This is a genomic window from Streptomyces hyderabadensis (genome assembly GCF_020404845.1).
GTDB classification, from domain to species: Bacteria; Actinomycetota; Actinomycetes; order Streptomycetales; family Streptomycetaceae; genus Streptomyces; species Streptomyces hyderabadensis.
Genome location: NZ_JAIOJZ010000012.1, coordinates 70,604 through 95,653, shown reverse-complemented (window position 1 = coordinate 95,653; position 25,050 = coordinate 70,604). Strand labels below are relative to the sequence as shown.

Below are 25,050 nucleotides of genomic sequence, written 5' to 3'. Positions count from 1 at the left end.
GGTGCGGCCGGCCGGTGACGCACGGCACAGGCCCGACCGCCCGGGTAAAGACGAACCTAGCATGCGCATTTGATAGCGTCCTGGTGTGCGGCTGACGAAGTTCACCGACCTGGCGCTGCGTTCGGTCATGCGCCTGGCGGTGGTGAGAGACGGTGACGAACCACTGACCACCCGAGAGGTGGCCGAGGTCGTCGGGGTGCCGTACACGCACGCGGCGAAGGCCATCACCCGCCTGCAGCACCTGGGGGTGGTGGAGGCGCGGCGCGGTCGCGGCGGCGGGCTGACCCTGACCGACCTGGGACGGCACGCCTCGGTGGGCCGGCTGGTGCGGGAGCTGGAAGGCGACGGCGAGGTGGTCGACTGCGAGGGTGACCGCCCCTGTCCGCTGCGCGGGGCCTGCCGGCTGCGCGGGGCGCTGCGCGACGCCCAGGAGGCGTTCTACGCCGCGCTCGACCCGTTGACCGTGACCGACCTGGTGGCCTCGCCGACCGGCCCGGTGCTGATCGGCCTGACGAACCGCCCCTCGGGCTGACGAACGGCCCGTCGGGGTGACGGGCGGCGGTCCGGAAGGGCGCCGAGCCGTGACCAAAAACACGCATCTCATCTACCAATTAAGGAGTCGCTGTGCTCTCCGAACAGTCCGTTCCCGTGGTCCGAGCCACCCTTCCCGCCGTCGGGGCGGCCATCGGCGACATCGCCGACCTGTTCTACCGCAAGCTCTTCGACGCCCACCCCGACCTGCTGCGGGACCTGTTCAACCGCGGCAACCAGGCCAGCGGCGAGCAGCAACGGGCCCTGGCGGGCTCGGTCGCCGCGTTCGCCGGCCTGCTGCTGGAGAATCCGGACGAGCGCGCGGACGTGATGCTCTCGCGCATAGCGCACAAGCACGCCTCGCTCGGCATCACCCCCGACCAGTACGCGATCGTCCACCGGCACCTCATGGCGGCCGTCGTCGACGTGCTCGGCGACGCCGTCACCCCCGAGGTCGCCCGCGCCTGGGACGAGGTCTACTGGCTGATGGCCCACGCGCTCATCGCCCTGGAGGCGCGCCTCTACGCGCAGCGGGGCGTCGAAGAGGGCGACGTCTGGCGGTCCATGGAGATCCTCGACCGGGTCGAGGAGAGCACCGACGCGGTCTCGCTCGTGCTGGGACCGGCCGACGACCGTCCCCTCGTGCCGTTCCGGCCGGGACAGTACGTCAGCGTCCAGGTCGAACTGCCCGACGGAGCCCGGCAGATCCGGCAGTACAGCCTGTCCGCCGCGCCCGGCCGTTCCGGATGGCGCATCACCGTCAAGCGCGTCCGGGGCGGCGGGCTGCCGGACGGCGAGGTCTCCTCCTGGCTGCACGCGAACGCCCGCAAGGGCGACGTGCTCCGCGTGTCGCTGCCGGCCGGCGACCTGACCCTGACGGAGCACGACGGACCGCTGCTGCTGGCCTCCGCGGGCATCGGCGTCACACCGATGCTCGCCATGCTCGACCACCTGGCCGCCGCCGGCGCCGCCCGCCCGGTGACCGTCGTGCACGCCGACCGCACCCCCGACGACCACGCCCACCGGCAGGAGCAGCTGGACCTGGTGCGGGCACTGCCCGACGCCCGGCTCCACCTGTGGTACGAGGAGCCCGGCGACGGGGCGCCGGAGGCGTCCACCGGCCGCGCCGACCTCACCGGCCTCGACCTGCCCGAGAACCTCACCGCCTACCTGTGCGGCCCGGTGCCCTTCATGCGCGCGGTCCGCGGTGACCTGCTGCGCCGCGGGGTGCCCGCCGAGGCCGTCCACTATGAGGTCTTCGGTCCCGACCTCTGGCTCGGACGGCAGTAGCGGCGCCCGCGGCCGCCGCGGAACTCCGGTGCGGGCGTTAGGCCGCCGCGGTGAACGCGGTGCTGATCGCGGTGTCGGCGCGGGCGTGCACCACCAGGCGCGGCCCCGAGGTGTCGGCGTTGTCCTCCAGCAGCCGCCGGACCGGCGCGCTGTGCGTCACCACGGACATCAGAACACCGAGCCGCGCACACCACTGGTGCGCCCGGAGCACCGCGCTGACCGCGGCGTGGCCGCCCGCCGGCTCGGTCAGGACGATGACGACGGGGGCCGGCTGATGGGCGTCGACCAGGTTGGTGATGTACGTGGTCAGCGTGGCCCGCCCGTCGATTCCGGGGTCCTGGTCCACCGTGATGACCAGGACTCCGCGCTCCAGGGTGTGGGACAGCATCGCGGCCTCCGATCCGTCGCCTGGCGGCGAAGTTGTGTTCAGTGAAGGTGCCCGGACCCGGGTCCGCAATGCGCCCCCGACGGACCGGCCGGCCGGCCGCCGCGGCACCGGCACTGAGTACGATCGTCCGGACCGCCTCCGGCCTTGGCCGATCACCGCTGGGAGATTCCGACCCGTGCCCGCCCTCCTGCCGCCGCCCCGCACCGGGGCCGCCCCGCTCCTGGACCCGGAACAGCTGACCCGGGCGGAGGACGGGGAACGGCTGCACGCCCTGCTGTGGCGGCCGGGACCGGGCTGGCGGATGGTCAGCAGCGCGGTGCTGGGCGGCGGGATCGGCGCACGCGCGTGGGTGCTCAACGCCCAGGTCGCCCACGGCTACCGGCGCACCGACCCCGCACGGCACCTGGCCGGCCTGGCCCGGGACGCCGGTGCCCGCGGACCCGGCGTGGGCCTGATGACCGCCGCCGACGTGTCCGCCCACGGCCGGGCGCGGGACGGCGGCGCGGAGGCCGTGGCGACCGCCGGAATATCGGTGCGCGGCTGGGCGGCCGCACCGCCCGGGTACGCCACCGGGGCCGTGCCGCAGGAGTGCGCGGGCGGGGCCACACCGCCCGGCACCGTCAACATCGTCGCCGCACTGCCCGTGGCGCTGACCGACGCCGCCCTGGTCAACGCGGTGATGACGGCGACCGAGGCCAAGGTCCAGGCGCTGCTCGACGCCGGTCTCGACTGCTCCGGCACCCCCACCGACGCGGTGTGCGTCGCCGCCCGCACCCCGCGCGACGGCGCCGACGTGCACGCTTTCGCGGGCCCCCGGTCCGAGTGGGGTGCCCGGCTCGCCCGGGCCGTGCACCGGGCCGTGCGCGCCGCGCTTCCCGCCGTCGCCCACCCCTGATCGGGGTGCGCACCGGCACACGCGAGTGTGGGCGGCCCGGCCGGGCCGCCCACACTCGCGTCTGCCGCGGACGTCAGCGCTGGGAGGTCTTCTCCAGCGCCTTGTCGAGGGCGGCCTGGAAGCCGTACGCCCACAGCTGGTTGACCCGGCTGCGTTCGTTGGCGTTCGGGTAGGGGTTGGTGCAGGACGGGCCGGGGCCGCCGCCCGACATCAGCTCGCTGCACGGCCCGGAGTAGTGATCGGGCAGGCCGAGCACGTGCCCGGTCTCGTGGGCGGTCACGCGCGTCGAGTCGTACTGCTGGTTCTGGCGGTAGTCGAGGAAGATGTACCCGCTGCCGTGCCCGTCCGTGGAGGCGTACGAGCCGCGCGAGTCGTTGCCCTCGTAGTACGCGAAGTCCGCGCCGGAACTCGACTCCGCGAGCCGCACGTTGGACACCGAGCTGTTCCAGATCTGGGCGGAGCGGGATATCTGCGAACGGAAACTGGGCGCGTTGGTGGCGCTGTAGTAGACGGTGACGGCCGCGGCGGCCGACGGGTTGGCGGCACGCTTGGCGGCGACGGACTTGACCACCGCCTCGAAGAACGCGCGGTTGGCGGCCGCGTCCTCGCCCGAGCCGGCCGAGGGCTGGTAGCCGAGCTGGGCCGCCCGGACCGGCTCCTGGGGCGCCGCGGCCGTCGCGGCGGGGCCGGTGAGCACGGCCGCCGTCAGGCCGAGACCGACCGCGGTGGACAGCAGGGGCAGGCTGATACGCATCGATGACTCCTTGAGTGGGGGAGTGGGGAGAAGTCGTCACCGGTGAGTGTGGGGCGCCCATGAGCCCGCTGTGATGATGGCAACAGGTGATAGGGCCGGGCTATCACCCACCCTCCGGCCACTCGTCGCGGCTTCGGCCGGAGTGCAGAACTCGCCCTGATCCGCCGCGTTTTGTTCACCTGGCGCAACCAACTGTTCCGCTTTACGCTCCCTGCATGGAGCTCGAGGTGAGGCACCTACGCGCGCTGTGCGCCATCGCCGACGCCGGCAGCCTGCACCGGGCGGCTCGTCAACTAGGCGTCGCACAGCCCACGTTGAGCACCCAACTGACCCGCATCGAACAGGCCCTGGGCGGCCCCCTGTTCACCCGCGAGCGCACCGGCTGCCGCCCTACCCCGCTCGGCCGGACGGTCCTCGGCCGGGCCCGGCCGCTGCTGGCCGACATGAGCACCCTGGTCCGCGAGGCCCGCGCCGCGGCGGCCGGCGGCGACAGCAGGCTGCGGGTCGGGTCCACGGCCAGCCGCGCCCTGGCCGGCTGGCTGCGCCGGCTCAGACGGCCGGGCCTGGAACCGACCCTGCAGATGGACGTCTCGGCCAACGCACTGCTGCGCCGGGTCGCGGAAGGACAGCTCGACGTCGCCTTCGTGCACGAGGTCGAGGGCAGTGCGCTGCACGTCCCCGAGGGACTGCGGATGCGGGTCCTGGTCGAGCGGGAACCGCAGTTCGTCCTGCTCCCCGCCGACCATCCCGCGGCCGGCCGGTCCGTCGTCCGCCTCGCCGACCTCGCCGACGACCGGTGGATGGTCGACCCCACCGTCGACGGCGAATGGGACGGCGTGCACCGCATGCTCCGTGCCGTCGGCCTCAACCCCCGGGTGCTGCACGGCGATTACCACACCGCGGCCTCCCTGGTCGCCACCGGCGAGGTCGTCACCGTCTGCCAGCCCAGCTCCCAGTCCCGGCCCGACATGGCGGTGCGGCGCCTGTACGGCGACCCGCTCGGCGTACGCCTGCTGCTGGCGGCCCGCACCCGGGCCGAGCTGGACGCCGTCTTCCCGGCGCTGGAGGACGCGTACTGGGAGGTCGCCCGGCAGTCCACCGCGTACCGGGAGTGGCTGGAAGGGGGCGGCATCCGGACGCTGCCCCGGTGCCCGGTGGCCGCCGCGGGAACCGGACGGGTGGAGTTCGTACGGGCCCGCTGAAGGCAGTCCGCCCGCTGTCCGCGGGGTCGCCCCGGTCCCGGCCAATGGGGTGATTTTCATACCGGAGCGGTGTGTCTGCGTGACGAAGCGGTTACGGACAGCATCATGAGCTCTGCACGACGACTTCCCCCCGTGCGTTCGCTGGCCGCGGCGGCTGCCCTGGGCGCCTCCGCCCTGCTGCTGACGGCCTGCACCAACGCCGATACGACCCGTTCCAGCGTCGCGGAGGCGGCTCAGACCGAGTCCCCCTCCCCGACCGGTACCGATACCCAGTCCCCGTCCCCCACCGGCTCTGCGTCCCCCTCGATGAACGAGGACCAGACCGAGCGCAAGGACCTCGTCTCGGCGGCGAAGGTCACCTGGGACAAGGCCGCCGACACCGCGGTGAAGGAGGTCCCCGAGGGCAAGCTCGTGGACCTCGAACTCAAGCGCGTGGAGGCCGACACCACCGCGTCGCCGACGGGATCCCCGACCGGCCAGGCGAGCCCCAGCATGCCGAACCCCGCGCCCAGCGAGGGCGCCCCGGAGTGGGAGGCCAAGGTCGCCCAGCCCGACGGCACCCTGCACCGGATCGACGTCGACGCGGTGAGCGGCAAGGTCTTCAGGACCATGGTCGACCCGGACCAGGACGCGGACGACAAGACCCAGGTGACCGACTGGCTGGACAAGGCCAAGCAGACGCCGGAGCAGGCGGTCAAGGCGGCCACCGCCAAGGCGAAGGGCACCGTCACCCACGTCGAACTCGGCGACAACGACGACCAGCAGGTCGTCTGGGGCGTCGACGTGGTCGACAAGGGCAACTGGAACAAGACCACCGTCGAGGTCGACGCGGCCAACGGCAAGGTGCTGGGCCAGAAGGTCGACAACGACTGAGTCACACCCTCCGGACACCGACGGGAGCAGCGGGCCGCGGCCCACTGCTCCCGTTCCTCATGCGGTCAGGGCCTCACCCGGCCGGAGCGGCGGACGGCGCGGCTCCGGCCTCGGCCTCGGCCGCTCCGTCCCCGCCGCCGCGCGGCAGCGTGAGCACGGCCAGGAAGCCCAGGACCGCCACCGCGGCGAAGAAGTAGAAGCCCCACGGGTGCCCGACCCCCGAGGCGACCAGCGCGCCGGTGATCGACGGGCCGACGATGGAGCCGATCCGGCCGATCCCGGACGCCGAGCCGAGCGCGGTGCCGCGCACGGACGCCGGGTAGAAGTGCGTCACGTAGGCGTAGACGAGCACCATGGCCGAGAAGACGAACACGCCGGTGAAGAAGACGACGACGTTGAGCAGCAGGTCGCTCTCCATCTTGATGCTCAAGCACCCCAGCATGAGCACCGAGACCGCGAACCAGACCATGGTGGTGCCCTTGATGCCCCGCCGGTCGGCGACGTACCCGCCGAGGACCAGGCCGACGACGCCGCCGATGTTGAGCACCAGGAGCTGGGTGACCGCCGTCGGCACCGGGTAGCCCGCGTCGTTCATCAGCTTCGGCAGCCAGGTGTTGAGCCCGTAGACCAGCAGCAGCCCCATGAACGAGGCGACCCAGATGCCGATGCCCGCACGCAGGTACGCCGGCTTGAGCAGTTCGGTGAACGGCACGCGGTGTGCCCCGTCCTGCTTGGCCCGCTCGAAAGCCTCCGACTCCGGCAGCTTGAACCACTGGATCGCGGCGATCACCAGGCCGACGACACCGAGCAGGTAGAAGAGGATCTCCCAGTTGTCCGTCACCTGCAGCGCCAGCAGCGAGGTGATCACCGCACCGGTGTGGTAGCCGGTCATCGTCAGGGTGCTGGCCCGCGCCCGGCGGCTGGCGGGCATGTGCTCGGCCATCATCGTGAGCGAGACCGGCATGCAGGCACCCAGGCCCAGACCGGCGAGGAGGCGCAGCGCGGCGAACATCGCGACGGAGTTCGCCAGCGGCACCACGATGGTGAGGACCGAGAAGAGCACGACCGAGCCGATGAGCAGGCGGCGCCGGCCCAGCCGGTCGGCCAGCGGGCCGACGCAGACCGCGCCGATGGCGACGCCCACCAGCGAGAGCGTGGCGATGGTGGTCGCGTCGCCCGCGGTCATGCCGAGGTGGTGGGTCTTGAGCAGGGTGGGGATGATGGCGCCGAGGACGACGAGGTCGTAGCCCTCCAGCAGGACGGTGATCCAGCACAGGATCACCGTCCAGGTGCCGCCGGTGGCGCGGCCGGTCTGCGCGGGCGCGCCGGACGTGGTGGTGGAAGCCATGGTGAGTCTCCCCCCGGGGACGGGTGTGAGTGAGCGGAGCAGGACCGGCCGGGGCGGCCGGGGGCGGGACCGGTACGGGTGACCGGAGGGATCAGAACGGGTAGTCGGCGATGTCCGGGCGGACCGTGAGCCACTGGGTCTCGGTGAACGCCTCGACGTTGGCCGCGGCGCCGCCGAACCGGGAGCCGGTGCCCGATGCCTTGACCCCGCCGAAGGGGGCGTTGGGCTCGTCGCTGACCGTCTGCTCGTTGATGTGCACCTTGCCGGAGTCGATCCGGTCGGCGAGCTTCATCGCCGTGCCGACGTCGCCGAGGATGCCGACCGACAGCCCGTACTCGCAGTCGTTGACGATCCGCGCGGCCTCCTCCGTGGTGGAGAAGGAGATGACGGGCGCGACCGGGCCGAAGATCTCCTCGCGCCAGGCCGGCATGTCCGTGGTCAGGCCGGTCAGCACGGTGGCGCGGTAGCCCGCGCCGTCGATCTCGCCGCCCGCGGCGACCTTGGCGCCCGCCGCGACGCTGTCGGTGACGATGCCGTGCACCCGCTCCAGCTGCCGCCGGTCGATGATCGGGCCCAGCGCCACGTCCTCCCGCGCCGGGTCGCCCACCGGCAGCGCCTCCGCCTTCGCGGCGAGCGCGGCCGTGTACTCCTCGACCAGCGACTCGTGCACGATGTGCCGGCCGGTCGTCATGCAGATCTGCCCCTGGTGCAGATACGAGCCGAACGCCCCCGCCGAGGCCGCCTTCGCCACGTCCGCGCCGGGCAGCACGACCAGCGCGTTGTTGCCGCCCAGCTCCAGGTGCGCCCGCTTCAGCAGCCGCCCGGCCTGCTCGCCGATCGCCCGTCCGACCGGAGTGGAACCGGTGAACGAGATCACCCGCACCTCGGGAGCCTCCACCACCGCCCGGCCCACCGACCCGTCGCCCGGCAGCAGGTGCAGGACGCCGGCCGGAAGCCCCGCCTCCTCGAAGATCCGGGCGATGACGACACCGCCGCTCACCGCGGTGCGCGGGTCCGGCTTCAGCAGCACGGCGTTGCCGAGCGCCAGCGCGGGGGCCACCGAACGCAGGCCGAGGATGAGCGGGAAGTTGAAGGGCGCGATCACGCTGACCACACCGGCCGGGCGGCGGCGGGCCAGCGACCAGCGGGTGTCCTCCGAGGTGAGCACCTCGCCCTGGGGATGGGTCGGCAGCCCGGCGCACTCGAAGCACTCGCCGATCGCCAGCCCCGCCTCGAAGCCCGCCTTGGACCGCACCGAACCGGCCTCGCGCACCAGCCAGTCCTCGATCTCGGCGGCGTGCTCGGTGAACAGCTCGCCCGCGCGGCGCAGCACCGCGGCGCGCCGCTGCGGCGAGGTCGCCGCCCAGGCGCGCTGTGCCTCGGCGGCCCGGGTGGCGGCGCGGTTCACGTCCTCGGCCGTGGCGAGGCCCACCGTGCCGAGCCGGTCGCCGGTGGCGGGCTCGGTCACCGGCTGCTCGGTGGGGGAGTCCTGCCAGCCGTCGCTGTAGAACGTCCCGCCCCAGACGGCGCTGTCCAGGAGTGTCATCGTCTTCCCTCTCGTCGGGATCTTCGGTGTGGTGCTTGCGATTCGGTTCAGGAGGGCGTGGTGAGCGCCGTGTCGACCTGGATCAGCCGGGGGTGGTCCGGCGTCTCGGCGAGCGCGGCGCGCAGCTCGGCCACCCCGGCGACGTGCTGGGCGCGGACGCCGTAGCCCTCCGCGATGCGGGTGAAGTCGAGGCCGGGGATGTCGAGGCCGGGCGCGTCCGGAACGCCGAGCAGCCCGCCGAACCAGCGCAGCGCCCCGTACGTGCCGTTGCGCAGCAGGACGACGGTGAGCGGGACCCGGTGCTGCGCGGCCGTCCACAGCGCGGTGATGCCGTAGTTGGCCGAGCCGTCGCCGATCACCCCGACCACCGGGCGGTCGGGCTGGGCCATCGCGACGCCGACCGCGCCCGGCAGCCCGAAACCGAGGCCCCCGGCCGCCGGGAAGTAGTAGGAGCCCTGGCGGCGCAGGTCCATCTGGCGCCACCACGCCGCGTTGGTCGACGTCGACTCGACGACGTAGGCGGTGTCCTCGGGCATCTCCTCGCGCAGCGCGGCGAAGACCTGCTCCGGATGGAGCGCCGCACCCTCGGCGGTGAGCGGCTCGGGCACCGGCCGGTAGGGATCCGCGGGCCCGTCGGCGGCGTCGAGCGCCTCCAGGAGCACGTCGATCACGGCACCCGGGTCGGCGACCAGCGCCTCGCCCATCGGCGCCCGCGCGGCGGCCGAGGCGTCCTCGGTCACCTGGATCAGCGCGGTGCCCTCGGGCAGGTACCGGCCGGGCAGGTGCTCGTGGTAGCGGAAGACCGGCGCGCCCAGCACGAGCACCAGGTCGTGGCCCTCGAAGGCCTCGCAGACCGGCGCGATCCCGGCGGGCAGCACGCCCCGGAACTGCGGATGCCGGTTCGGGAACGGCAGCCGGAACTGCGAGGGCGCCGCCCACACCGGGCCGCCCAGCCGCTCGGCCAGCCGCACCGCGTCGTCGAACCGGCCGGCCGAGTCGATGTCCCCGCCCAGCACGAGCGCGGGGCGCCGGGCCGAGGCGACCCGCTCCGCGAGCCACCGGCGCTGCTCGCCGCTCGGCGCCGAGGCCCGCCCGACCCGCCGGTCAAGCACGGCCAGGGCGTTGTCGTCCGCCTCCGCCGACCAGTCGTCGTACGGCACGGACAGATAGGTCGGCCGGCGCTGCAGCCGCGCCTCGAAGACGGCCTGGGCGAGGGCGCGCGGCACGTCCCCGGCGCACGCCGGCTCCGCCGCCCAGCCGACCAGCGGCTTCATCAGGGCGGGGGCGTCGACGCTGGCCAGGTTGGCCTCGGGGCCGATGGCCGGGCGCACCTGCTGACCGGCCACCACCACCAGCGGCGTACGGGAGGCGACGGCGTTCGTCAGGGCACCCATCGCGTTGCCGGAACCGGAGGCGGCGTGCAGGTTGACCAGCACCGGGCGGCCGGTCGCCTGGGCGTACCCGTCGGCCATGCCGACGACGGCGCCCTCGTGCAGACCGAGGACGTAGCGGAAGCCGTCGGGCAGCTCGGCGAGGAAGGGCAGCTCGTTGGAGCCCGGATTGCCGAAGACGGTGGTCAGGCCCTGGCGCTCCAGGAGTTCGTGGGAGACACGGCGCACGGATGGCACGGACATTCCTTTCGAAGTGACGCGGGACACGCTAGGCACCACGCGACATGGGCACCAATAGATGTTTCGGCGCTCCGATATAGACTCCGTCGATATGGCCACCTTCGATCTCAACCTGGCCCGGGTCTTCGTCCTGCTCTACGAGACCGGCAGCGTCACCGCCACCGCCGAGACGCTCCACGTCACGCAGCCCACCGTCAGCTACAGCCTGGGCAAGCTGCGCCGGCACTTCGACGACGAGCTGTTCCGCCGCAACGGACGCGGGCTGACCCCCACCGCCGGCGCGCGGCGGCTGTACCTGCCGCTCCAGCGGGCGCTGGCGGAGATCGACGGGACGGTCCGCCAGGGCGACCTCTTCGACGCCGGGACCATGACGGGCCGCTTCACCATCGCCCTGTCCGACCTCGGCGAGGCCACCCTGCTGCCGAGGCTCGTGGCCGCCGCGCGGGAGCGGGCGCCGGGCGTGTCGTTCACCGTCCGCCCCTTCGACGTGGAGGACGCCGAGGGGCAGCTGCGCCGCGGCGACCTCGACGCGTTCGTGGCCACCCCGGTGATCACCTCGCACCTCACCGTGCGCATCCCGCTCTTCCGTGAGCGCTACGTCCTGATGGTCGCCGCCGACCATCCGCGCGTGCGGGGCGACGCGGTCACGTCGGCGGACCTCGCGGCGGAGCACCACGCGACGGTGTTCGGACCGAGCGGCCACGTCGCGCCCAGGGCCCTGCTGGGCGCGCACGGGCTCCTGGAACGGGTGGCGGTGGACGCCACCCGCTTCTCGATGCTGCCCTATCTGCTGGAGCAGACCGACCTGGTGGCCATCGTCCCCGAGTACGTCGGCGAGGTCTTCACGGCCTCCCACCGGGTGCGCCTGGTCCGGCTGCCGTTCGAGACCGAGCCCATCGAGATCGCCCTGTACGCACGGCACGAGTCCTCGCGCAGCCCGGCCCAGCGCTGGCTCGTGCAGTTCCTGGCCGAGGTGCTGGGCGAGCAGGTGAGCGCGGCCCAACTGGCGCCGTCCAGCCCTCGTTAGGATCACCGCATGACGGCACCGCAACCCACGATCCTCGCCACCTCGGGCGGCCACCGCGCGGGCGGCCGGACCATGGTGGCCTTCGACGCCCTGGTCCACCACGCGGTGGACCTCTCGGGCGCGCACGGCCGACGCCCCCGCGTCCTGTACGTGGGCACCGCCATAGGGGACGCCGAGCACTTCACCGCACGCATGACGGAGGCCGCCCGCGTCGCCGGGTTCGATCTGACACCGCTGCACCTTTTCCCCATGCCCAACGTCGAGGACGTCGAGGAGACCGTGCTCGCCCAGGACGTCGTCTGGGTCATGGGCGGATCGGTGGCCAACCTGCTGGCCGTGTGGCGCGTGCACGGCCTGGACCGGATCATGCGCAGGGCCTGGGAGGCGGGCGTCGTGCTCAGCGGTGTGAGCGCGGGCTCGCTGTGCTGGTTCCGGGGCGGTGCGACCGACTCCTTCGGCCCCGAACTCCGCCCGGTCACCAACGCGTTGGGCCTCCTGCCCTACGGCAACGGCGTCCACTACGACGTCGACCCCGGTCGCCGTCCGCTCATCCACCGGCTCGTCGCCGACGGCACCCTCCCGACGGCCCACTGCACCGACGACGGCGTGGGCCTCGTCTACCGCGGCACCGAACTGGTCGAAGCGGTCACGGAGGTGCCCGGCAAGGGCGCCTACTTGGTCGTGCGCGACGGCGGCACGGCGCTGGAGGAGCGGATCGAGCCACGGGAGCTGCCCGGCCCGCGGCGGTGAAGGGCCGCACCGGGGAAGGGGACAACGCCCCGACGGACCGGCCCCGTTGAGCCTGCCGACCGGTCGTGGCGCACCGGTGCGGGACGTCCGCGTTTGCCGACGCGGTGAGGGGCAAGGCGGAGTCCATGAGCGATCCGGACAAGGACACCAACAAGAAGCCCGCCCGCACCAGGACCGTCGAGGCAAAGGCCGCTGACGCCGCGTCGGCCGCCGAGGCCGGTGCCCGGCGTTCCGCCGACGCCGCGAGCGGCGCCGCCCGGACGGCGGCCAAGGGCGTCGCGGCCGGCCGCCAGGCCGTCGCCACCACCTCGGGACAGGTCGCGGCCACGGCGAAGACGGCCTGGACGGTCGTCGCCCACCGCAAACTCGTCGCCGCCGGTGTGGGCGCGGGTCTCACCGCCGTGACCGCGGTGTCGTACGCGATGGGCCGCCGCGCCGGACGACACACGCACGGTCCCCTCACCCGTCTCACCGGCGGCCGGATCTGACACCGGCCGCCACGCACGGCGCCGCGCCCCGGACAGGGGAAGATGGGACCCGCGAGCGAAGTCCCGACCTATGCGGAGGAGTGGGCGCATGCAGCACGACCGAGCCGGGAAGCCGGCCGGCCCCGAGGACCTGATCGACGTCGCCCGGCTGGTGACGGCGTACTACGCCCTGCACCCGGACCCGGCCGAGCCCGCCCAGCGTGTGGCCTTCGGCACGTCCGGGCACCGGGGTTCGTCCCTGGCGGCGGCGTTCAACGAGGACCACATCGCCGCCACCAGCCAGGCCATCTGCGAGTACCGCTCGGCACAGGGCACCGACGGCCCGCTCTTCCTGGGCGCCGACACCCACGCCCTGTCCGAGCCCGCGAGGGTCACCGCACTGGAGGTGTTCGCCGCCAACGACGTGACCGTGCTCATCGACAGCGCGGACGGCTACACCCCCACCCCGGCGGTCTCCCACGCCATCCTCACCCACAACCGGGGCCGCACCTCCGGCCTCGCCGACGGCGTGGTCGTCACCCCCTCGCACAACCCGCCCGCCGACGGCGGCTTCAAGTACAACCCGCCGAACGGCGGCCCCGCGGGCTCGGACGCCACCTCCTGGATCCAGGACCGGGCCAACGAGATCATCGCGGCCGGACTGAAGGACGTACGACGGCTCCCGTACGCGCGGGCCCTCGCCGCCCCCGGCACCGGCCGTCACGACTTCCTCGACGCCTACGTCCGCGACCTGCCGAGCGTCCTGGACCTCGACGCGATCCGCTCGGCGGGCGTGCGCATCGGTGCCGACCCGCTGGGCGGCGCCTCCGTCGCGTACTGGGGCCGGATCGCCGAGCAGCACCGCCTCGACCTGACGGTGGTCAATCCGCTCACCGACCCGACCTGGCGGTTCATGACCCTGGACTGGGACGGCAAGATCCGCATGGACTGCTCGTCGCCGCACGCGATGGCCTCCCTCATCCAGGGGCGCGACCGCTTCGACATCGCCACCGGCAACGACGCCGACGCCGACCGGCACGGCATCGTCACCCCGGACGCCGGGCTGATGAACCCCAACCACTACCTCGCCACCGCCATCGCCTACCTCTACGCCCACCGCACCGACTGGCCCGCCGACGCGGGCGTGGGCAAGACACTGGTGTCCTCCGGGATGATCGACCGGGTCGCCGCCGACCTCGGCCGCCGCCTGGTCGAAGTCCCCGTGGGCTTCAAGTGGTTCGTGGACGGACTGGTCGACGGCTCCCTCGGCTTCGGCGGCGAGGAGTCCGCCGGGGCCTCGTTCCTGCGCCGGGACGGCTCGGTGTGGACCACCGACAAGGACGGCATCATCCTCGCCCTGCTCGCCTCCGAGATCGCCGCCGTCACCGGCAAGACGCCCTCCGAGCACTACGCCGCGCTCACCGCCCGGTTCGGCGAACCCGCCTACGCCCGCATCGACGCCCCCGCCACCCGTGAGGAGAAGGCCCGCCTGGCCAAGCTGTCCCCGGCCCAGGTCACGGCCGACACCCTCGCCGGGGAGGCGGTCACCGCCGTCCTCACCGAGGCGCCCGGCAACGGCGCCCCGATCGGCGGCATCAAGGTGACCACCGAGAACGCCTGGTTCGCGGCCCGTCCCTCCGGCACCGAGGACGTGTACAAGATCTACGGCGAGTCCTTCCTCGGCGCGGACCACCTCCGGCAGGTGCAGGACGAGGCCAAGCTGGTCGTCCTGGGCGCCCTGGGCGGCTGACGCCGCACGTTCGTCGGGCGGGCCGCCCGTCCGTCCCCGGGCCGACCCGGGGGCGGACGGCCCGGAAATCGGGTGCGCCGTGCATGCCGCCGTGCGAGGCTCCGCCGGTGGACCGACAACAGATCTCCCGGCTCGCCCACGCCGACCACCCGATCGCGGCACCCCTCGACGACGACTCGGTAGGCCGGCTCCTCGCCCGCGCCGTCCCCGGCGGCTCCGCACGCGTCCTCGACCTGGGCTGCGGCGGCGGTGAGTGGCTGCTGCGCGCCCTGGCCGGACATCCGCGTCTGGTGGCCGAGGGCGTCGACGTCTCCGAGACCGCGCTCGGCCGGGCCCGCGAGGCCGCGGCCCGGCTCGGCGTGGCGGACCGGCTGACCCTGCACCGTGCGGACGTCGCGCGGTTCGCCGCCGCGCACCGCTTCGACCTGGTGCTCTGCGTCGGCTCCACACACGCCTTCGGGGGCCTGCCCGCCACCCTCGCCGCCGCACGCGAGCACCTGGCGCCCGGCGGACGCGTCCTGGTCGGCGACGGGTTCTGGGAACGCGACCCGTCTCCCGAGGCCGTCGAGATGCTCGGTGACCTCACCGACCTGCCGACCACCCTGGACCGGGTCGTCGCGGACGGCTGGTCGCCCGTGGGCGGGCACATCAGCACCCGCCGGGAACTCGACGACTACGAGTGGTCGTGGACGGGTGCACTGGCGACCTGGGCCCTGGACCACCCCGGCGACCCGGACCGCGCCCAGGCGCTGGCGACGGCCACCGCCCACCGCGACGGTTGGCTGCGCGCCTACCGGGACTGCATGGGCTTCGTCTGCCTGGTACTGCGCCCGACGGACGGCCAGCAGCCGTCCGGGCGCCGGGAAGGGCGCGGTGGGGCGGGTGATGTTTGCCGGAATCGGGGGTAGACGGCCTGGCGTAACGGTCGAGGCTCAGGAAGAGGGCGGATCGGATGGACGGGGCTGCCCATACGGGGGAGCGGCTGAGAGACGTGCCGGTCAAGGTTTCGGCGGAGTACCAGGGCATCCCCGGCGACATCGCCAGGGGCCGGGAACTGGCCCGGCGGTTTCTGGCCCGCGTGCGCGCGGCCCAGGGCACCCCGGTGTCCGACCGCGCGGTGGAAGTGGTGCAACTGGTGGTCAGCGAGCTGCTGACGAACGCGTGCAAGTACGCGCCCGGCCCTTCGCTGGTCGACCTCGAACTGGCCGAGGACCGGGTGGAGGTCACGGTGTGGGACAGCGCGCCGGCGCTGCCCGTGCCCGAGACCGCGGACCCCGCCCGGATCGGACGGCACGGGCTGGAGATCGTCATGGCCGTCTGCGAGAGCTTCGAGGTGCACCGGGAACCGGTCGGCAAGCGCATGCGCGCCGCGGTCGGCCTGACGGACCCGGCCCCCCTCGCCCACCCGGCCTGACCCGCCGCCCGAACGGGACGACGGCGACGTACGCTCTCCCGCGCGGCACCGCCGTGCCCGTCCCGGGCTACCCGGCCTGACCCGTCGCCCGAGCGGGAGGACGGCGACGTGCGCTCTCCCGCGCGGCGCCGCCATGCCCGCCCCGACCGCCCGGCCTGACCCGGACCCGCCGCCCATGCGGCGAGGGCAGCGGCCCGTGCGGTGATGCCAACGGTCCGCGGGTGGCGACCGCCACGGCGTGACCAGTACGGCTTCCTTCGGCGGGCCGGCCTGACGTGTTGCCGCCCCATGCGGCGAGGGCAGCGGCCTGTGCGGTGATGCGTCACGGTCCGCGGTGGCGACCGCCACCGGCGTGAGCGGCACGGTTTCCCTCGCCGGGTCGGCCTGACGTGTTGCCGCACGCGGCGAGGGGCACTGGTCCGTGCGGCAGCATGCGTCCGCCGTTGTGCGGTGGCGGGCTCCGACGTGGCGTTCGTCGTCTCGCCGAGTGGCTGCCCTCATCCCGTAGCCCACCCGGTGCCGGGTCTGCCGACCCCGGCTGCCCGGCGCTGCCCGGTCGCCCGTCCGGCGTCCGGCGTCCGGTGCACGGTGTCGTGCCCGGACCGGACCCGGCGAGGGGTACAGCCGCCTGCCGGCACCCGCGGCAGCGGGCCGCACGGCCTCCGGCGTCGGCGGGCCGCCCCCGTTACCGCCCGCCCGGCCGGTGGTCCCCGGCGCGGAGCCGGTACAGGACGGAACGGCGCAGTGGGCTGCCCTCGGGGACCTCCGGGTCGTCGAAGTCGTCGGCCGGGTCGCGGGTCATGCCGAGGCGGTCCATCACCGCCCGGGAGCGCAGGTTGCCGGCCGCGGCCACCGCGAGCACCTCCGGCAGCGCGAGGCACTCGAAGGCGTGGGACACCACCGCCCGCGCGGCCTCGGTGGCATAGCCGTGGCCCCAGGCCGGGCGGGCCAGGCGCCAGCCCGCCTCCACCCCGGTGAACGGCATGCCGTCCTCAACGGGATCCAGCCCGGTGAACCCGACGAACTCGCCGGTGGCGACGACCTCCACCGCCCACCAGCCCCACCCCCGCCGGTCGAGGTCGGCCTGGAAACCGGCCACGGACGCCTCGCTCTGCGCCCTGGTCAGGACCTCCGGGAAGTACTCGCGGACCACCGGGTCGGCGTTCATGGCCGCCCACGGGTCCAGGTCGGACGTCCGCCAGTCGCGGAGCACGAGACGATCGGTTCGCAGTTCGGGCATCAGGCGACGGTACGGGGTCCGGCCCGGCGGAGCCACCGGATTACCGGCGGTCCGGGCCCTCCCCCCTTCGGCCGTGCGGAGCGGTTCAGCCCCGCCCACCGGGGGAACCTGGCGGGATGGACGGCATCGGAAGGCTGTGAGGGTCGTGACGTCACGCTGGGCGGGCCACCGGGACGGCGAGGAACCAGGGCACGACGCTGCGGACGGGCCGGACGGCGCGACCGAGCCCGCGGAGCCCGACTTCCCCCGCGCCGTCCTGCGCGCCCTGGGCGCCGGTGTCCTCACCCTCGGCCCCACCGCCCGGATCACCTCGGTGAACCCCTGGGCCGAACAGATGCTGGGACGGTCGGAGCAGGAGATGCTCGGCCACGACGCGCACGACCTCCTGCACCGGCACGCCGACGGCACCCCCGTGCCGCGCGAACGCTGCGCGCTGCGCCGCCCCCTGCACGGCGTGCCCGCCGAGGAGGGGAGCGACGAGTACTTCCAGCGGGCCGACGGCACCACGGTCCCCATCATCTGGGCCACCACCCCCCTGCTCCGCGAGGGACGCCGGGAAGGGCTGGTGCTCGTCTTCCACGACTTCAGCCTGCACCGCAGCGCCGCCGAGGAGACCGAGGCGCGGACCACCGCCCTGGAGGCCCTCACCGCCCAGCTGAACCTGGTCGCCGAGATCTCCACGGTGCTGGTCCCCACCGAGCGCACCTCCACCACCCTCCGCCGTCTCGTACGGCTGCTGGTGCCGGAACTGGGCCAGTGGGCGGCGGCCGACCTCTACCCGGGCCAGTCGGACGTACTGGACCGGGTGGCCGTCCGCAGCAGCGACCGGCCGGAGCGGGCCAGACCCCTGCGCGGGCCCATGACCTCGCTGTCCGACCAGGCCCGCGCCGCGCTGACCCTGCTGATCAAGGGCGACCGGCCCGTACCGCTGAGCGCCGACGAGCTGTTCCTGGACCCCGAGCACCCGCTGGCCGCCACCCACCGGGTGCTGTTCGAACGGCTCGGCGGCCACGCGGCCGTCGCCGTCCCGCTCCGCACCCGGCAGCGGTCCTACGGAATCCTGACCGTGGCCCGCGCCGGGGGCCGCCCCGCCCACACCGAGGCCGAGGTCGCCCTCCTGGCCGACATCGGCCGCCGCGTCGGCATGGTCCTGGACAACGCCCGGCTCTACCACGAGCAGCAGAACGTCGCCGAGACCATGCAGCGCCAGCTTTTGACGCCGCTTCCGCAGGTCGACCACCTCCGGATGGCCGCCCGCTACTGGCCCGCCGAGAGCGCCATGGAGGTCGGCGGCGACTGGTACGACGCCTTCCTGCTCGGTGACGGCGTGATGGCCCTGGTCATCGGCGACGTGGTCGGACACGACCTGCAGGCCGCCGCCCACATGGCCGAGGTCCGCAACATGCTGCGCGCCCTGGCCTGGGACCACCAGGAGCCGCCCAGTGTGATCATGCGCCGTCTGGACGAGGCGGTGACCAACACCAGCGACGCGCCCATGGCCACCCTCGTCTTCGCCCGCGTCGAAGGGGCCGAGGGCGGCCCCTGGCGGCTGCACTGGGTGAACGCCGGACACCCGCCGCCCCTGCTGATCACGTCCGACGGCGCGACGCGCTTCCTGGAGGGCGGCCACGGCCCGCTCATCGGCATGAGCGCCACCCTGCGCCTCGGCCTGAACTGGCCCGACACGCGCGAGGACCTCCCGCCGGAGAGCATCCTCCTGCTCTACACCGACGGCCTGGTGGAGAGCCGCGACCGTCCCATCGACGTGGGCATGGACCAGCTCCGCCACCACGCCGGCGTACTGGCCGGACGGGCCGACGGGGGGAGCGTCGACGACTTCTGCGACGAGCTGCTCGCGCGCATCGCGCCCCGCGGGGACGACGTCGCCCTGCTCGCCCTGCGGCTGCCCGCCGCCGGCATGGGCGCCCCCGGCGACACCGAGCCGCCCCCGCCGCCCCAGTCCGGGCAGAGCGAGGCCGCCCCCGACCGGGCCGCTCCCGGGTCCATGCGCCAGGAGGCCGAGGTCGAGGACCCGACGCACCCGGCCCCGGAGGAGTAGCGGACCCGGCGCTCCGGCCGGACGGGGGTGACGGGCCGTCGCCGGGTGACACCTCGTCCGGCCTGCCCAACTCCACAGCCGTACGGACGTGTTCGCGGCCCGCGGCGCAGCGTTCCCGGCACCCGAACGGACGGGCTGTTCACCCGCGTGAGCGCCTTGAGTGGTGCGAGACGGGCGGCGGGCTGACGGTGATTCACGTCGGGGCCGGGTCACCTCAGCTGACGAAGCACCAGCTGCCCGGTCGTGACGGAAGGAACCTCAGATGCGTTCTGCTCGCATGCTCCTGACCACGGCGGCGGCCTCGGCCGTCTTCGTCCTCGGCGCCCCCGGCGCCTACGCGGCGGTCGGTGGCGACTGGGACCACGACGACTCTTCCTACAGCAAGGAGCACGACAACGGAAGCAAGCACGACGAGCCGCGCGGCGGAATGCACACCGGCGGTGGCGCGCTGGCCGCGGTGACCGAGGGCGACTGGGACCACGAGGACGCCTCCTCCGGCAAGGAGCACGACAACGGAGGCAAGCACGAGGACGGCGGCAAGCACGAGGAGCCGCGCGGTGGCATGCACACCGGCGGCGGTGCGCTGGCCGCGGTGAACGAAGGCGACTGGGACGGCGGCGGCCGTGAGTCCAAGGACAGCGGCTCGCAGACCTACCGCCAGGACGAGGGCGACAGCTCCCGCGGCGGCGGCGAGCACGAGAAGCCGCGCGGTGGCATGCACACCGGCGGTGGTGGCCTGGCCACGCCGACCACGACCGCCGGCGGGCTGGCCGTCCTCGCCGTCGCCGCGACCGGCCTGTACGCCGTCCGACGCAAGAAGTCGGCTCACGGAGTGGCGTAAGCCGTGCCGGGCGCGATAGCAGCCGGGCCGCCACCCAGGATCCACGGGGCGGCCCGGCTCGCCCCGTCGCCCACCGTGTCCGTCCCGCCGCCGTGCCCAGTGAGGTCGTCCCCGATGCCAGTCCTCCCCCCTTCCGCCCCCACCCCCGCCGACGACGAGACGACGACCGGTCAGGGTTCCCGCTCCGGCCTGATGGTGCTGAGCGCCGTGGCCCTGCTGGTCCTCGCGGTGAGCCTGGTCGGCGGCAACGACACCTCCGCCGACTCCGCCCGCCCCCCGCTGCCGGCCCACCCCGGCACCACCGCCTCGTCCGCCCCGCCCGAGACCGGCGCGCCCGCGACCGGCGGGCCCGGGGCCGCGCTGCCCCGGTCGAAACCGGTGCGCCTGCTGATCCCCGAAATCTCGGTCGACGCCCCCTTCACCGACCTCGCCATCGGCGACAAGGGGCAGCTCGAACCGCCGCCGGCCGGCGACACCAACCTCGTCGGCTGGTACGCCAAGGGCACCTCCCCGGGCGAGAAGGGCACCTCCATCATCGCCGGGCACGTGGACACGAAGACGTCGGCCGCCGTCTTCGCCCGCCTCGACCAGCTCGACAAGGGCGACAAGTTCCAGGTCGAGCGTGCCGACGGGCGCAGGGCGACCTTCGTGGTCGACAGCCTGGAGACCTTCGCCAAGGACGAGTTCCCCAGCGAACGCGTCTACGGCGACGCCGCCCGCCCCGAGGTGCGGCTCATCACCTGCGCGGGCGACTACGACCGCAAGGCCAAGGACTACACGGACAACCTGGTCGTCTTCGCGCACCTCGCCTGAGGCCGAGCCGACCGGCCGTGAGCGGCGCCGGTCACCCGCGCAGTGCACCCCGGTCGCGCGCCACCCGGGCCGGGCACAGGATCGAGGCGAGCCGGCGTCGCACCACCGCGGCCGACGTTCAGTTCCGCCCCCGCGAAGGAGATGTGCGCCAGATGACCACCACGCCCACCCCCGCTGCCGGACCGCTGGCCCCCGAACGGCTGACCCGAGAGGTGTCGCACCAGGTCTCGCAGTCCGTGTTCGACGGCTCCCGCCTGCGGGTCGTCCTGCTGGTGGAGGTCTACGACGGGGCCCAGCAGCAGTTCCTCGAGACGTACGAGAACCTGCGCAGCCACGTGGAGTCCGTCCCCGGGCACATCGGCGAGCAGCTGTGCCAGTCCATCGAGAACCCCTCCCAGTGGCTGATCACCAGCGAGTGGGAGAGCGCGCCGCCGTTCCTGAACTGGGTGAGCAGCGAGGAGCACGTGCGGATGGTCAAGCCGCTGCACAGCTGCGTGCGGGACACCAGGTCGCTCCGCTTCCACGTGGTCCGCGAGACCGGCCGTCCGGAGACCGGCGCCGACCCCGCCCGGGGCGGACTGCAGGCCGCCCCCCGCGTCGGTGACGGCGTCATCCGGCACGCGCTCACCTTCACGGTGAAGCCGGGCAGCGAGGAGGCGGTCGGCAAGATCCTCGCCGACTACGCCTCCCCGGAACCGCGGGTGGACGACACCACCCGACTGTGCCGCACGTCCCTGTTCCTGCACGGCAACCGCGTGGTGCGGGCCATCGAGGTGCGCGGCGACCTGCTCGCGGCCCTGCGGCACGTGGCGGAGCAGCCCGAGGTGAGGGCGGTCGAGGAGGCCATCAACCCGTACCTGGAACAGGACCGGGACCTCGGCGACCCGGAGTCCGCCCGGGTGTTCTACACCCGGGCGGCGCTGCCCGCCGTCCACCACGTGACCGCGGGCGAGCAGCGGGGCGAGGCGCAGCGGCACGCGCTGTCGTACCCGGCCCGGCCGGGTTGCGGCATGCGGCTGGCCCAGCTGCTCGCCGAGCACGACGAGGCGGCGGCCGAGGATCCGGGCAGCCCCGTCCTGTGCAGCACCATCTTCCAGCGCGACGACGTCGTGGTGCGCCTGGTCGACGTACGCGGCGACCTGCACGAGGGGGATCCGGCGGTGACCCTCGGCCTTCCGGACGCCGAGCGGGTGTCGGAGCTGACGACCCTGCTGGACGGCTTCACGGACGCCGGTTCGCCGACCGGCGGCGGACTCGTCCGGGCGCTGGAGGGCGCCCGGATGGAGCTGGTCACCGACCGGCGCGCGCCGGAGGCCTGACCGGCCCGTACGCACGCGTCGGCCGCCGGACCGCGACACGCGGTCCGGCGGCCGACGCGTGTGGGGCGTCCGCGGATCGGCTCACTCGGGCACGGTGCAGTCGAACGCGTGCAGGTAGGGGTTGACCGGGCGGATGTCGTCGATGACGAGACCGGCGTCGGTCAGCCGGCCGACCATGCTGTCGGTGGTGTGCTTGGCACCGCCGACGTTGAGGAGCAGCAGCAGGTCCATGGCGGTGCTGAACCGCATCGACGGGGTGTCGTCGACGAGGTTCTCGATGACGACGACCCGGGCTCCCGGACCGCCGGCCGCCATGACGTTGCGCAGCGCGCGGGCGGTGCTGTCGTCGTCCCACTCCAGGATGTTCTTGATGACGTACACGTCGGCCCGCACCGGGATGGCCTCACGGCAGTCGCCCGGCACGATGCTGACCCGGTCCGCGAGCGCACCGCCCTCGCGCAGCCGCGGATCGGCGTTCTCCACCACCCGCGGCAGGTCGAGCAGCGTGCCGCGCATGGCCGGGTACTTCTCCAGCAGGCTCGCCACCACGTGCCCCTGGCCGCCGCCGATGTCGGCGACCGAACTGCTCGCCGACAGGTCGAGGAGGGCTGCGACGTCCTGGGCGGACTGCTGGCTGGACGTCGTCATGGCGCGGTTGAAGACCTCGGCCGACTGCGGCGCGTCCTCGTTGAGGTAGGTGAAGAACTCCTTGCCGTACAGGCCCTCGACGACGTTGGAGCCGGTGCGCACCGCCTCGTCGAGCAGGGGCCAGGCGTCCCAGGTCCACGGTTCGGTGCACCACAGGGTGATGTTGCGCAGGCTGTGCGGGTCGTCCTCGCGCAGCAGGCGGGACATGTCGGTGTGCGCGAACGTGCCGTTCTTGTGCTCGGTGAAGACGCCGTAGCAGGTCAGGGCGCGCAGCAGCCGGCGCAGCGGCTTGGGCTCGGTCTTCACGGCGGCCGCGAGGTCCTCCACGGCCATGGGGGTGTCGCCGAGCGCGTCGGCGACCCCGAGCCGTGCGGCCGCGCGGAGGGCGGCGGCACATGCCGCCCCGAACACGAGCTCCCGCAGTCGCATGGGCGGGGGCGGGGCAGTCTGTGCGGTCGTCATGTGCCGCTTTCCTTCCTTCTTCGGTCCATGGGCCTTCTTCGGTCCACGGGTGGTTACGGCCGGCTCAGCACAGGCCCGCGGGCTTGGAGGCGCCGCAGGTGTTGCCGGTGAAGGTGTTGCTCTTGCCGGTGTCGCCGGTCCCGGCGTTGACCAGGTCGGCGGGGGAGTTGTCGCGCAGCCGGTTGCCGTTGACCTCGTTCTTCGCGTTGGCGGTGCCGACCATGCTCGCGGCCAGGACGATGCCGCCCGACATCGAGGACTTGCCCGAGTTGCCCTCGACCGTGTTGTCGGCGACCAGGACCTTCTCGACGCCGGTCAGGACGATGCCGGAACCCTGGAGCGCCTCCAGCCGGTCGGTCTTCGGGCAGGACTTGTTGTTGCGCACGACGTGGTTGTCGCGCACGACCAGGTCACCGGCCTTGGGCGCGTTCTCGTCGCCGACGACGAACACGCCGGCGCAGTTGCCGGCGATGTGGTTGTCCTGGACGGCGAGGTTGCGCAGCCGCCGGACGGTGACGCCGATCCGGTTGCCCTCCAGCCGGTTGTGCGCGACCTCCGTGCCCTCGGTGTCGGCGGCGCCCTCCTCGGTCTTGACGGTGTTGGCGAGGAAGATGCCCGCGTCGCCGTTGTCGCGGGCGGTGTTGCCGCGGATGATGCCGTGGACCGACCGCTCCTGGGCGATGCCCCACACGCCGTTCTTCACGGCGTTCACGTTCCGGACCGTCAGCCCGTCGGTGGCCATCGAGAACACACCGGTGCGGGTGAACCCGGTCACCGTCAGGTCGGAGACGGTGACGCCCTTGACGTTCTCGTCCTTGGTGCCGATCACACAGATGCCGTTGCCGCCCTCGGCACAGGTGTTGTCGGCCGCCTTCTCGGTGCTGGGCCGGATGACCGTGCTGCGGCCCATGCCCCGCAGGGTGAGCCGGGGGGTGCTCACCTTCACGCTCTCGCGGTAGGTGCCGGTGGTGACGAGCACGGTGTCACCCGGCTGGGCGGCGTCCACCGCCTTCTGGATCGATTCTCCCGGGTGGACCAGGTGGGTCCTGGGGACGGAGGACGCCGGGGCCGCGCCGAGCCCCGTCCCGATCATGGCTGCGGTGCACACCAGGTACACGACATGGCATTTCTTCATATTGCGCACGTTATGCCCGAGTTATTGGACCGCGGGCGGGATGCGCCATCCGACGGCGTGTCATGAAAGGCCGCCGACCCGCACTCCGGTCGCGGTGGCAACCTGGGCGGCATGGGCAAGACCGCGCTGATCGTCATCGACATGATCAACACCTACGACCACGAGGACGCCGAGTTCCTGATCCCCGCCGTGGAAGCCGTACTGCCGAACGTGACCGGACTGCTGGACCGGGCGAGGCGGCAGGGGGTCCCCGTGATCTACGTCAACGACAACTTCGGGGAGTGGCGCTCGCACCACGGCGAGATCCTCGACAAGGCCCTGTCCGGGCCGCACTCCCGGCTCGTCGAGCCGCTGAAGCCCGACGACTCCTCCCTCTTCGTGGTCAAGGCACGCCATTCGGTGTTCTTCGAGACCCCGCTGACCTATCTGCTCCACCAGCAGGGAATCGACCGGCTCGTGCTGTGCGGGCAGGTGACCGAGCAGTGCGTGCTCTACTCGGCGCTGGACGCGCACATCCGCCATCTGCAGGTCATCGTGCCGCGTGACGCGGTCGCCCACATCCACGCCGACCTGGCGGACGCGGCGCTGCGCATGATGGAACGGAACATGGGCGCCCGGGTGTGCGACAGCGGCGAGTTGTGGACGTGAGGCGAATCGCCGCCTTGCC

At 73.4% G+C, this 25,050-nt stretch carries 24 protein-coding genes; 16 read left to right on the top strand and 8 right to left on the bottom strand.

What is annotated here, in order from left to right:
- Positions 1-85: 85 nt before the first annotated feature.
- Positions 86-532, top strand: a complete 447-nt coding sequence (nsrR, locus tag K7854_RS12075; protein WP_226026427.1) for a nitric oxide-sensing transcriptional repressor NsrR — start codon at positions 86-88, stop codon at positions 530-532.
- Positions 533-624: 92 nt separating this feature from the next.
- Positions 625-1,821 (top strand): globin domain-containing protein, encoded by a 1,197-nt coding sequence (locus K7854_RS12070; protein WP_226026426.1) that lies wholly within the window; start codon positions 625-627, stop codon positions 1,819-1,821.
- A 37-nt stretch (positions 1,822-1,858) separates the two neighbouring features.
- Here K7854_RS12070 and K7854_RS12065 read toward each other — a convergent pair whose 3' ends face one another.
- Positions 1,859-2,209 carry a hypothetical protein gene (locus K7854_RS12065; RefSeq protein WP_226026425.1) on the bottom strand — a complete coding sequence of 117 codons (351 nt, stop codon included), beginning with the start codon at positions 2,207-2,209 and terminating at the stop codon, positions 1,859-1,861.
- A 175-nt stretch (positions 2,210-2,384) separates the two neighbouring features.
- On the opposite strand from K7854_RS12065, the gene K7854_RS12060 reads away from it, so the two are divergent.
- Positions 2,385-3,104: an adenosylcobinamide amidohydrolase gene (locus K7854_RS12060; RefSeq protein ID WP_226026424.1), complete on the top strand. Its 720-nt coding sequence runs from the start codon at positions 2,385-2,387 to the stop codon at positions 3,102-3,104.
- A gap of 73 nt (positions 3,105-3,177) precedes the next feature.
- Here the strand turns inward: K7854_RS12060 and snpA are convergent, their stop codons facing one another.
- Positions 3,178-3,858 carry a snapalysin gene (gene snpA / locus K7854_RS12055; RefSeq protein ID WP_226026423.1) on the bottom strand — a complete coding sequence of 227 codons (681 nt, stop codon included), beginning with the start codon at positions 3,856-3,858 and terminating at the stop codon, positions 3,178-3,180.
- Between the two features lie 215 nt (positions 3,859-4,073).
- Here snpA and K7854_RS12050 point away from each other — a divergent pair, with 215 nt between their 5' ends.
- Together K7854_RS12050 and K7854_RS12045 are read left to right on the top strand one after the other, a co-directional pair.
- Positions 4,074-5,060, top strand: coding sequence for a LysR family transcriptional regulator (locus K7854_RS12050; protein ID WP_226026422.1), 987 nt, complete (start codon positions 4,074-4,076; stop codon positions 5,058-5,060).
- Between the two features lie 105 nt (positions 5,061-5,165).
- Positions 5,166-5,933 (top strand): PepSY domain-containing protein, encoded by a 768-nt coding sequence (locus tag K7854_RS12045; RefSeq protein ID WP_226026421.1) that lies wholly within the window; start codon positions 5,166-5,168, stop codon positions 5,931-5,933.
- Between the two features lie 73 nt (positions 5,934-6,006).
- Here K7854_RS12045 and K7854_RS12040 read toward each other — a convergent pair whose 3' ends face one another.
- From K7854_RS12040 to mdlC, 3 genes are all read right to left on the bottom strand, one after another.
- Positions 6,007-7,281 (bottom strand): MFS transporter, encoded by a 1,275-nt coding sequence (locus K7854_RS12040; protein WP_226026420.1) that lies wholly within the window; start codon positions 7,279-7,281, stop codon positions 6,007-6,009.
- A gap of 91 nt (positions 7,282-7,372) precedes the next feature.
- Positions 7,373-8,827: a benzaldehyde dehydrogenase gene (locus K7854_RS12035; RefSeq protein ID WP_226026419.1), complete on the bottom strand. Its 1,455-nt coding sequence runs from the start codon at positions 8,825-8,827 to the stop codon at positions 7,373-7,375.
- Between the two features lie 47 nt (positions 8,828-8,874).
- Positions 8,875-10,455: a benzoylformate decarboxylase gene (gene mdlC / locus K7854_RS12030; protein WP_308112534.1), complete on the bottom strand. Its 1,581-nt coding sequence runs from the start codon at positions 10,453-10,455 to the stop codon at positions 8,875-8,877.
- 94 nt (positions 10,456-10,549) lie between these two features.
- On the opposite strand from mdlC, the gene K7854_RS12025 reads away from it, so the two are divergent.
- From K7854_RS12025 to K7854_RS12000, 6 genes are all read left to right on the top strand, one after another.
- Complete coding sequence (locus K7854_RS12025) at positions 10,550-11,485, top strand: LysR family transcriptional regulator (RefSeq protein ID WP_226026417.1); 936 nt, start codon at positions 10,550-10,552, stop codon at positions 11,483-11,485.
- Between the two features lie 9 nt (positions 11,486-11,494).
- Complete coding sequence (locus K7854_RS12020; RefSeq protein WP_226026416.1) at positions 11,495-12,235, top strand: Type 1 glutamine amidotransferase-like domain-containing protein; 741 nt, start codon at positions 11,495-11,497, stop codon at positions 12,233-12,235.
- A 125-nt stretch (positions 12,236-12,360) separates the two neighbouring features.
- Positions 12,361-12,723, top strand: a complete 363-nt coding sequence (locus K7854_RS12015; protein ID WP_226026415.1) for a hypothetical protein — start codon at positions 12,361-12,363, stop codon at positions 12,721-12,723.
- 88 nt (positions 12,724-12,811) lie between these two features.
- Positions 12,812-14,452 (top strand): phosphoglucomutase (alpha-D-glucose-1,6-bisphosphate-dependent), encoded by a 1,641-nt coding sequence (pgm, locus tag K7854_RS12010; protein ID WP_226026414.1) that lies wholly within the window; start codon positions 12,812-12,814, stop codon positions 14,450-14,452.
- Between the two features lie 107 nt (positions 14,453-14,559).
- Positions 14,560-15,360, top strand: coding sequence for an SAM-dependent methyltransferase (locus tag K7854_RS12005; protein ID WP_226026413.1), 801 nt, complete (start codon positions 14,560-14,562; stop codon positions 15,358-15,360).
- A 44-nt stretch (positions 15,361-15,404) separates the two neighbouring features.
- Positions 15,405-15,866, top strand: a complete 462-nt coding sequence (locus tag K7854_RS12000; protein WP_226026412.1) for an ATP-binding protein — start codon at positions 15,405-15,407, stop codon at positions 15,864-15,866.
- Positions 15,867-16,551: 685 nt separating this feature from the next.
- On the opposite strand, the gene K7854_RS11995 is transcribed toward K7854_RS12000, so the two are convergent.
- A complete protein-coding gene (locus K7854_RS11995; protein WP_226026411.1) occupies positions 16,552-17,106 on the bottom strand; it encodes a GNAT family N-acetyltransferase in 555 nt (184 codons plus the stop codon).
- Between the two features lie 145 nt (positions 17,107-17,251).
- Between K7854_RS11995 and K7854_RS11990 the strand changes: the two genes are divergently transcribed.
- The 4 genes from K7854_RS11990 (at position 17,252) to K7854_RS11975 (ending at position 22,138) form a co-directional block, all read left to right on the top strand.
- Positions 17,252-19,165 carry a SpoIIE family protein phosphatase gene (locus K7854_RS11990; RefSeq protein ID WP_226026410.1) on the top strand — a complete coding sequence of 638 codons (1,914 nt, stop codon included), beginning with the start codon at positions 17,252-17,254 and terminating at the stop codon, positions 19,163-19,165.
- 262 nt (positions 19,166-19,427) lie between these two features.
- Positions 19,428-20,006, top strand: coding sequence for a hypothetical protein (locus K7854_RS11985; protein ID WP_226026409.1), 579 nt, complete (start codon positions 19,428-19,430; stop codon positions 20,004-20,006).
- A 114-nt stretch (positions 20,007-20,120) separates the two neighbouring features.
- A complete protein-coding gene (locus tag K7854_RS11980) occupies positions 20,121-20,819 on the top strand; it encodes a class F sortase (RefSeq protein WP_226026408.1) in 699 nt (232 codons plus the stop codon).
- A 152-nt stretch (positions 20,820-20,971) separates the two neighbouring features.
- Positions 20,972-22,138: a SchA/CurD-like domain-containing protein gene (locus K7854_RS11975; RefSeq protein WP_226026407.1), complete on the top strand. Its 1,167-nt coding sequence runs from the start codon at positions 20,972-20,974 to the stop codon at positions 22,136-22,138.
- An 81-nt stretch (positions 22,139-22,219) separates the two neighbouring features.
- Here K7854_RS11975 and K7854_RS11970 read toward each other — a convergent pair whose 3' ends face one another.
- Positions 22,220-23,248, bottom strand: a complete 1,029-nt coding sequence (locus K7854_RS11970; protein WP_226026406.1) for a methyltransferase — start codon at positions 23,246-23,248, stop codon at positions 22,220-22,222.
- 64 nt (positions 23,249-23,312) lie between these two features.
- The gene (locus K7854_RS11965; protein ID WP_226026405.1) at positions 23,313-24,383 is read right to left on the bottom strand and encodes a right-handed parallel beta-helix repeat-containing protein; all 1,071 of its coding nucleotides are present in this window, start codon (positions 24,381-24,383) and stop codon (positions 23,313-23,315) included.
- A 111-nt stretch (positions 24,384-24,494) separates the two neighbouring features.
- Here K7854_RS11965 and K7854_RS11960 point away from each other — a divergent pair, with 111 nt between their 5' ends.
- The gene (locus K7854_RS11960; RefSeq protein ID WP_226026404.1) at positions 24,495-25,031 is read left to right on the top strand and encodes a cysteine hydrolase family protein; all 537 of its coding nucleotides are present in this window, start codon (positions 24,495-24,497) and stop codon (positions 25,029-25,031) included.
- The last annotated feature ends 19 nt before the right edge of the window (positions 25,032-25,050 follow it).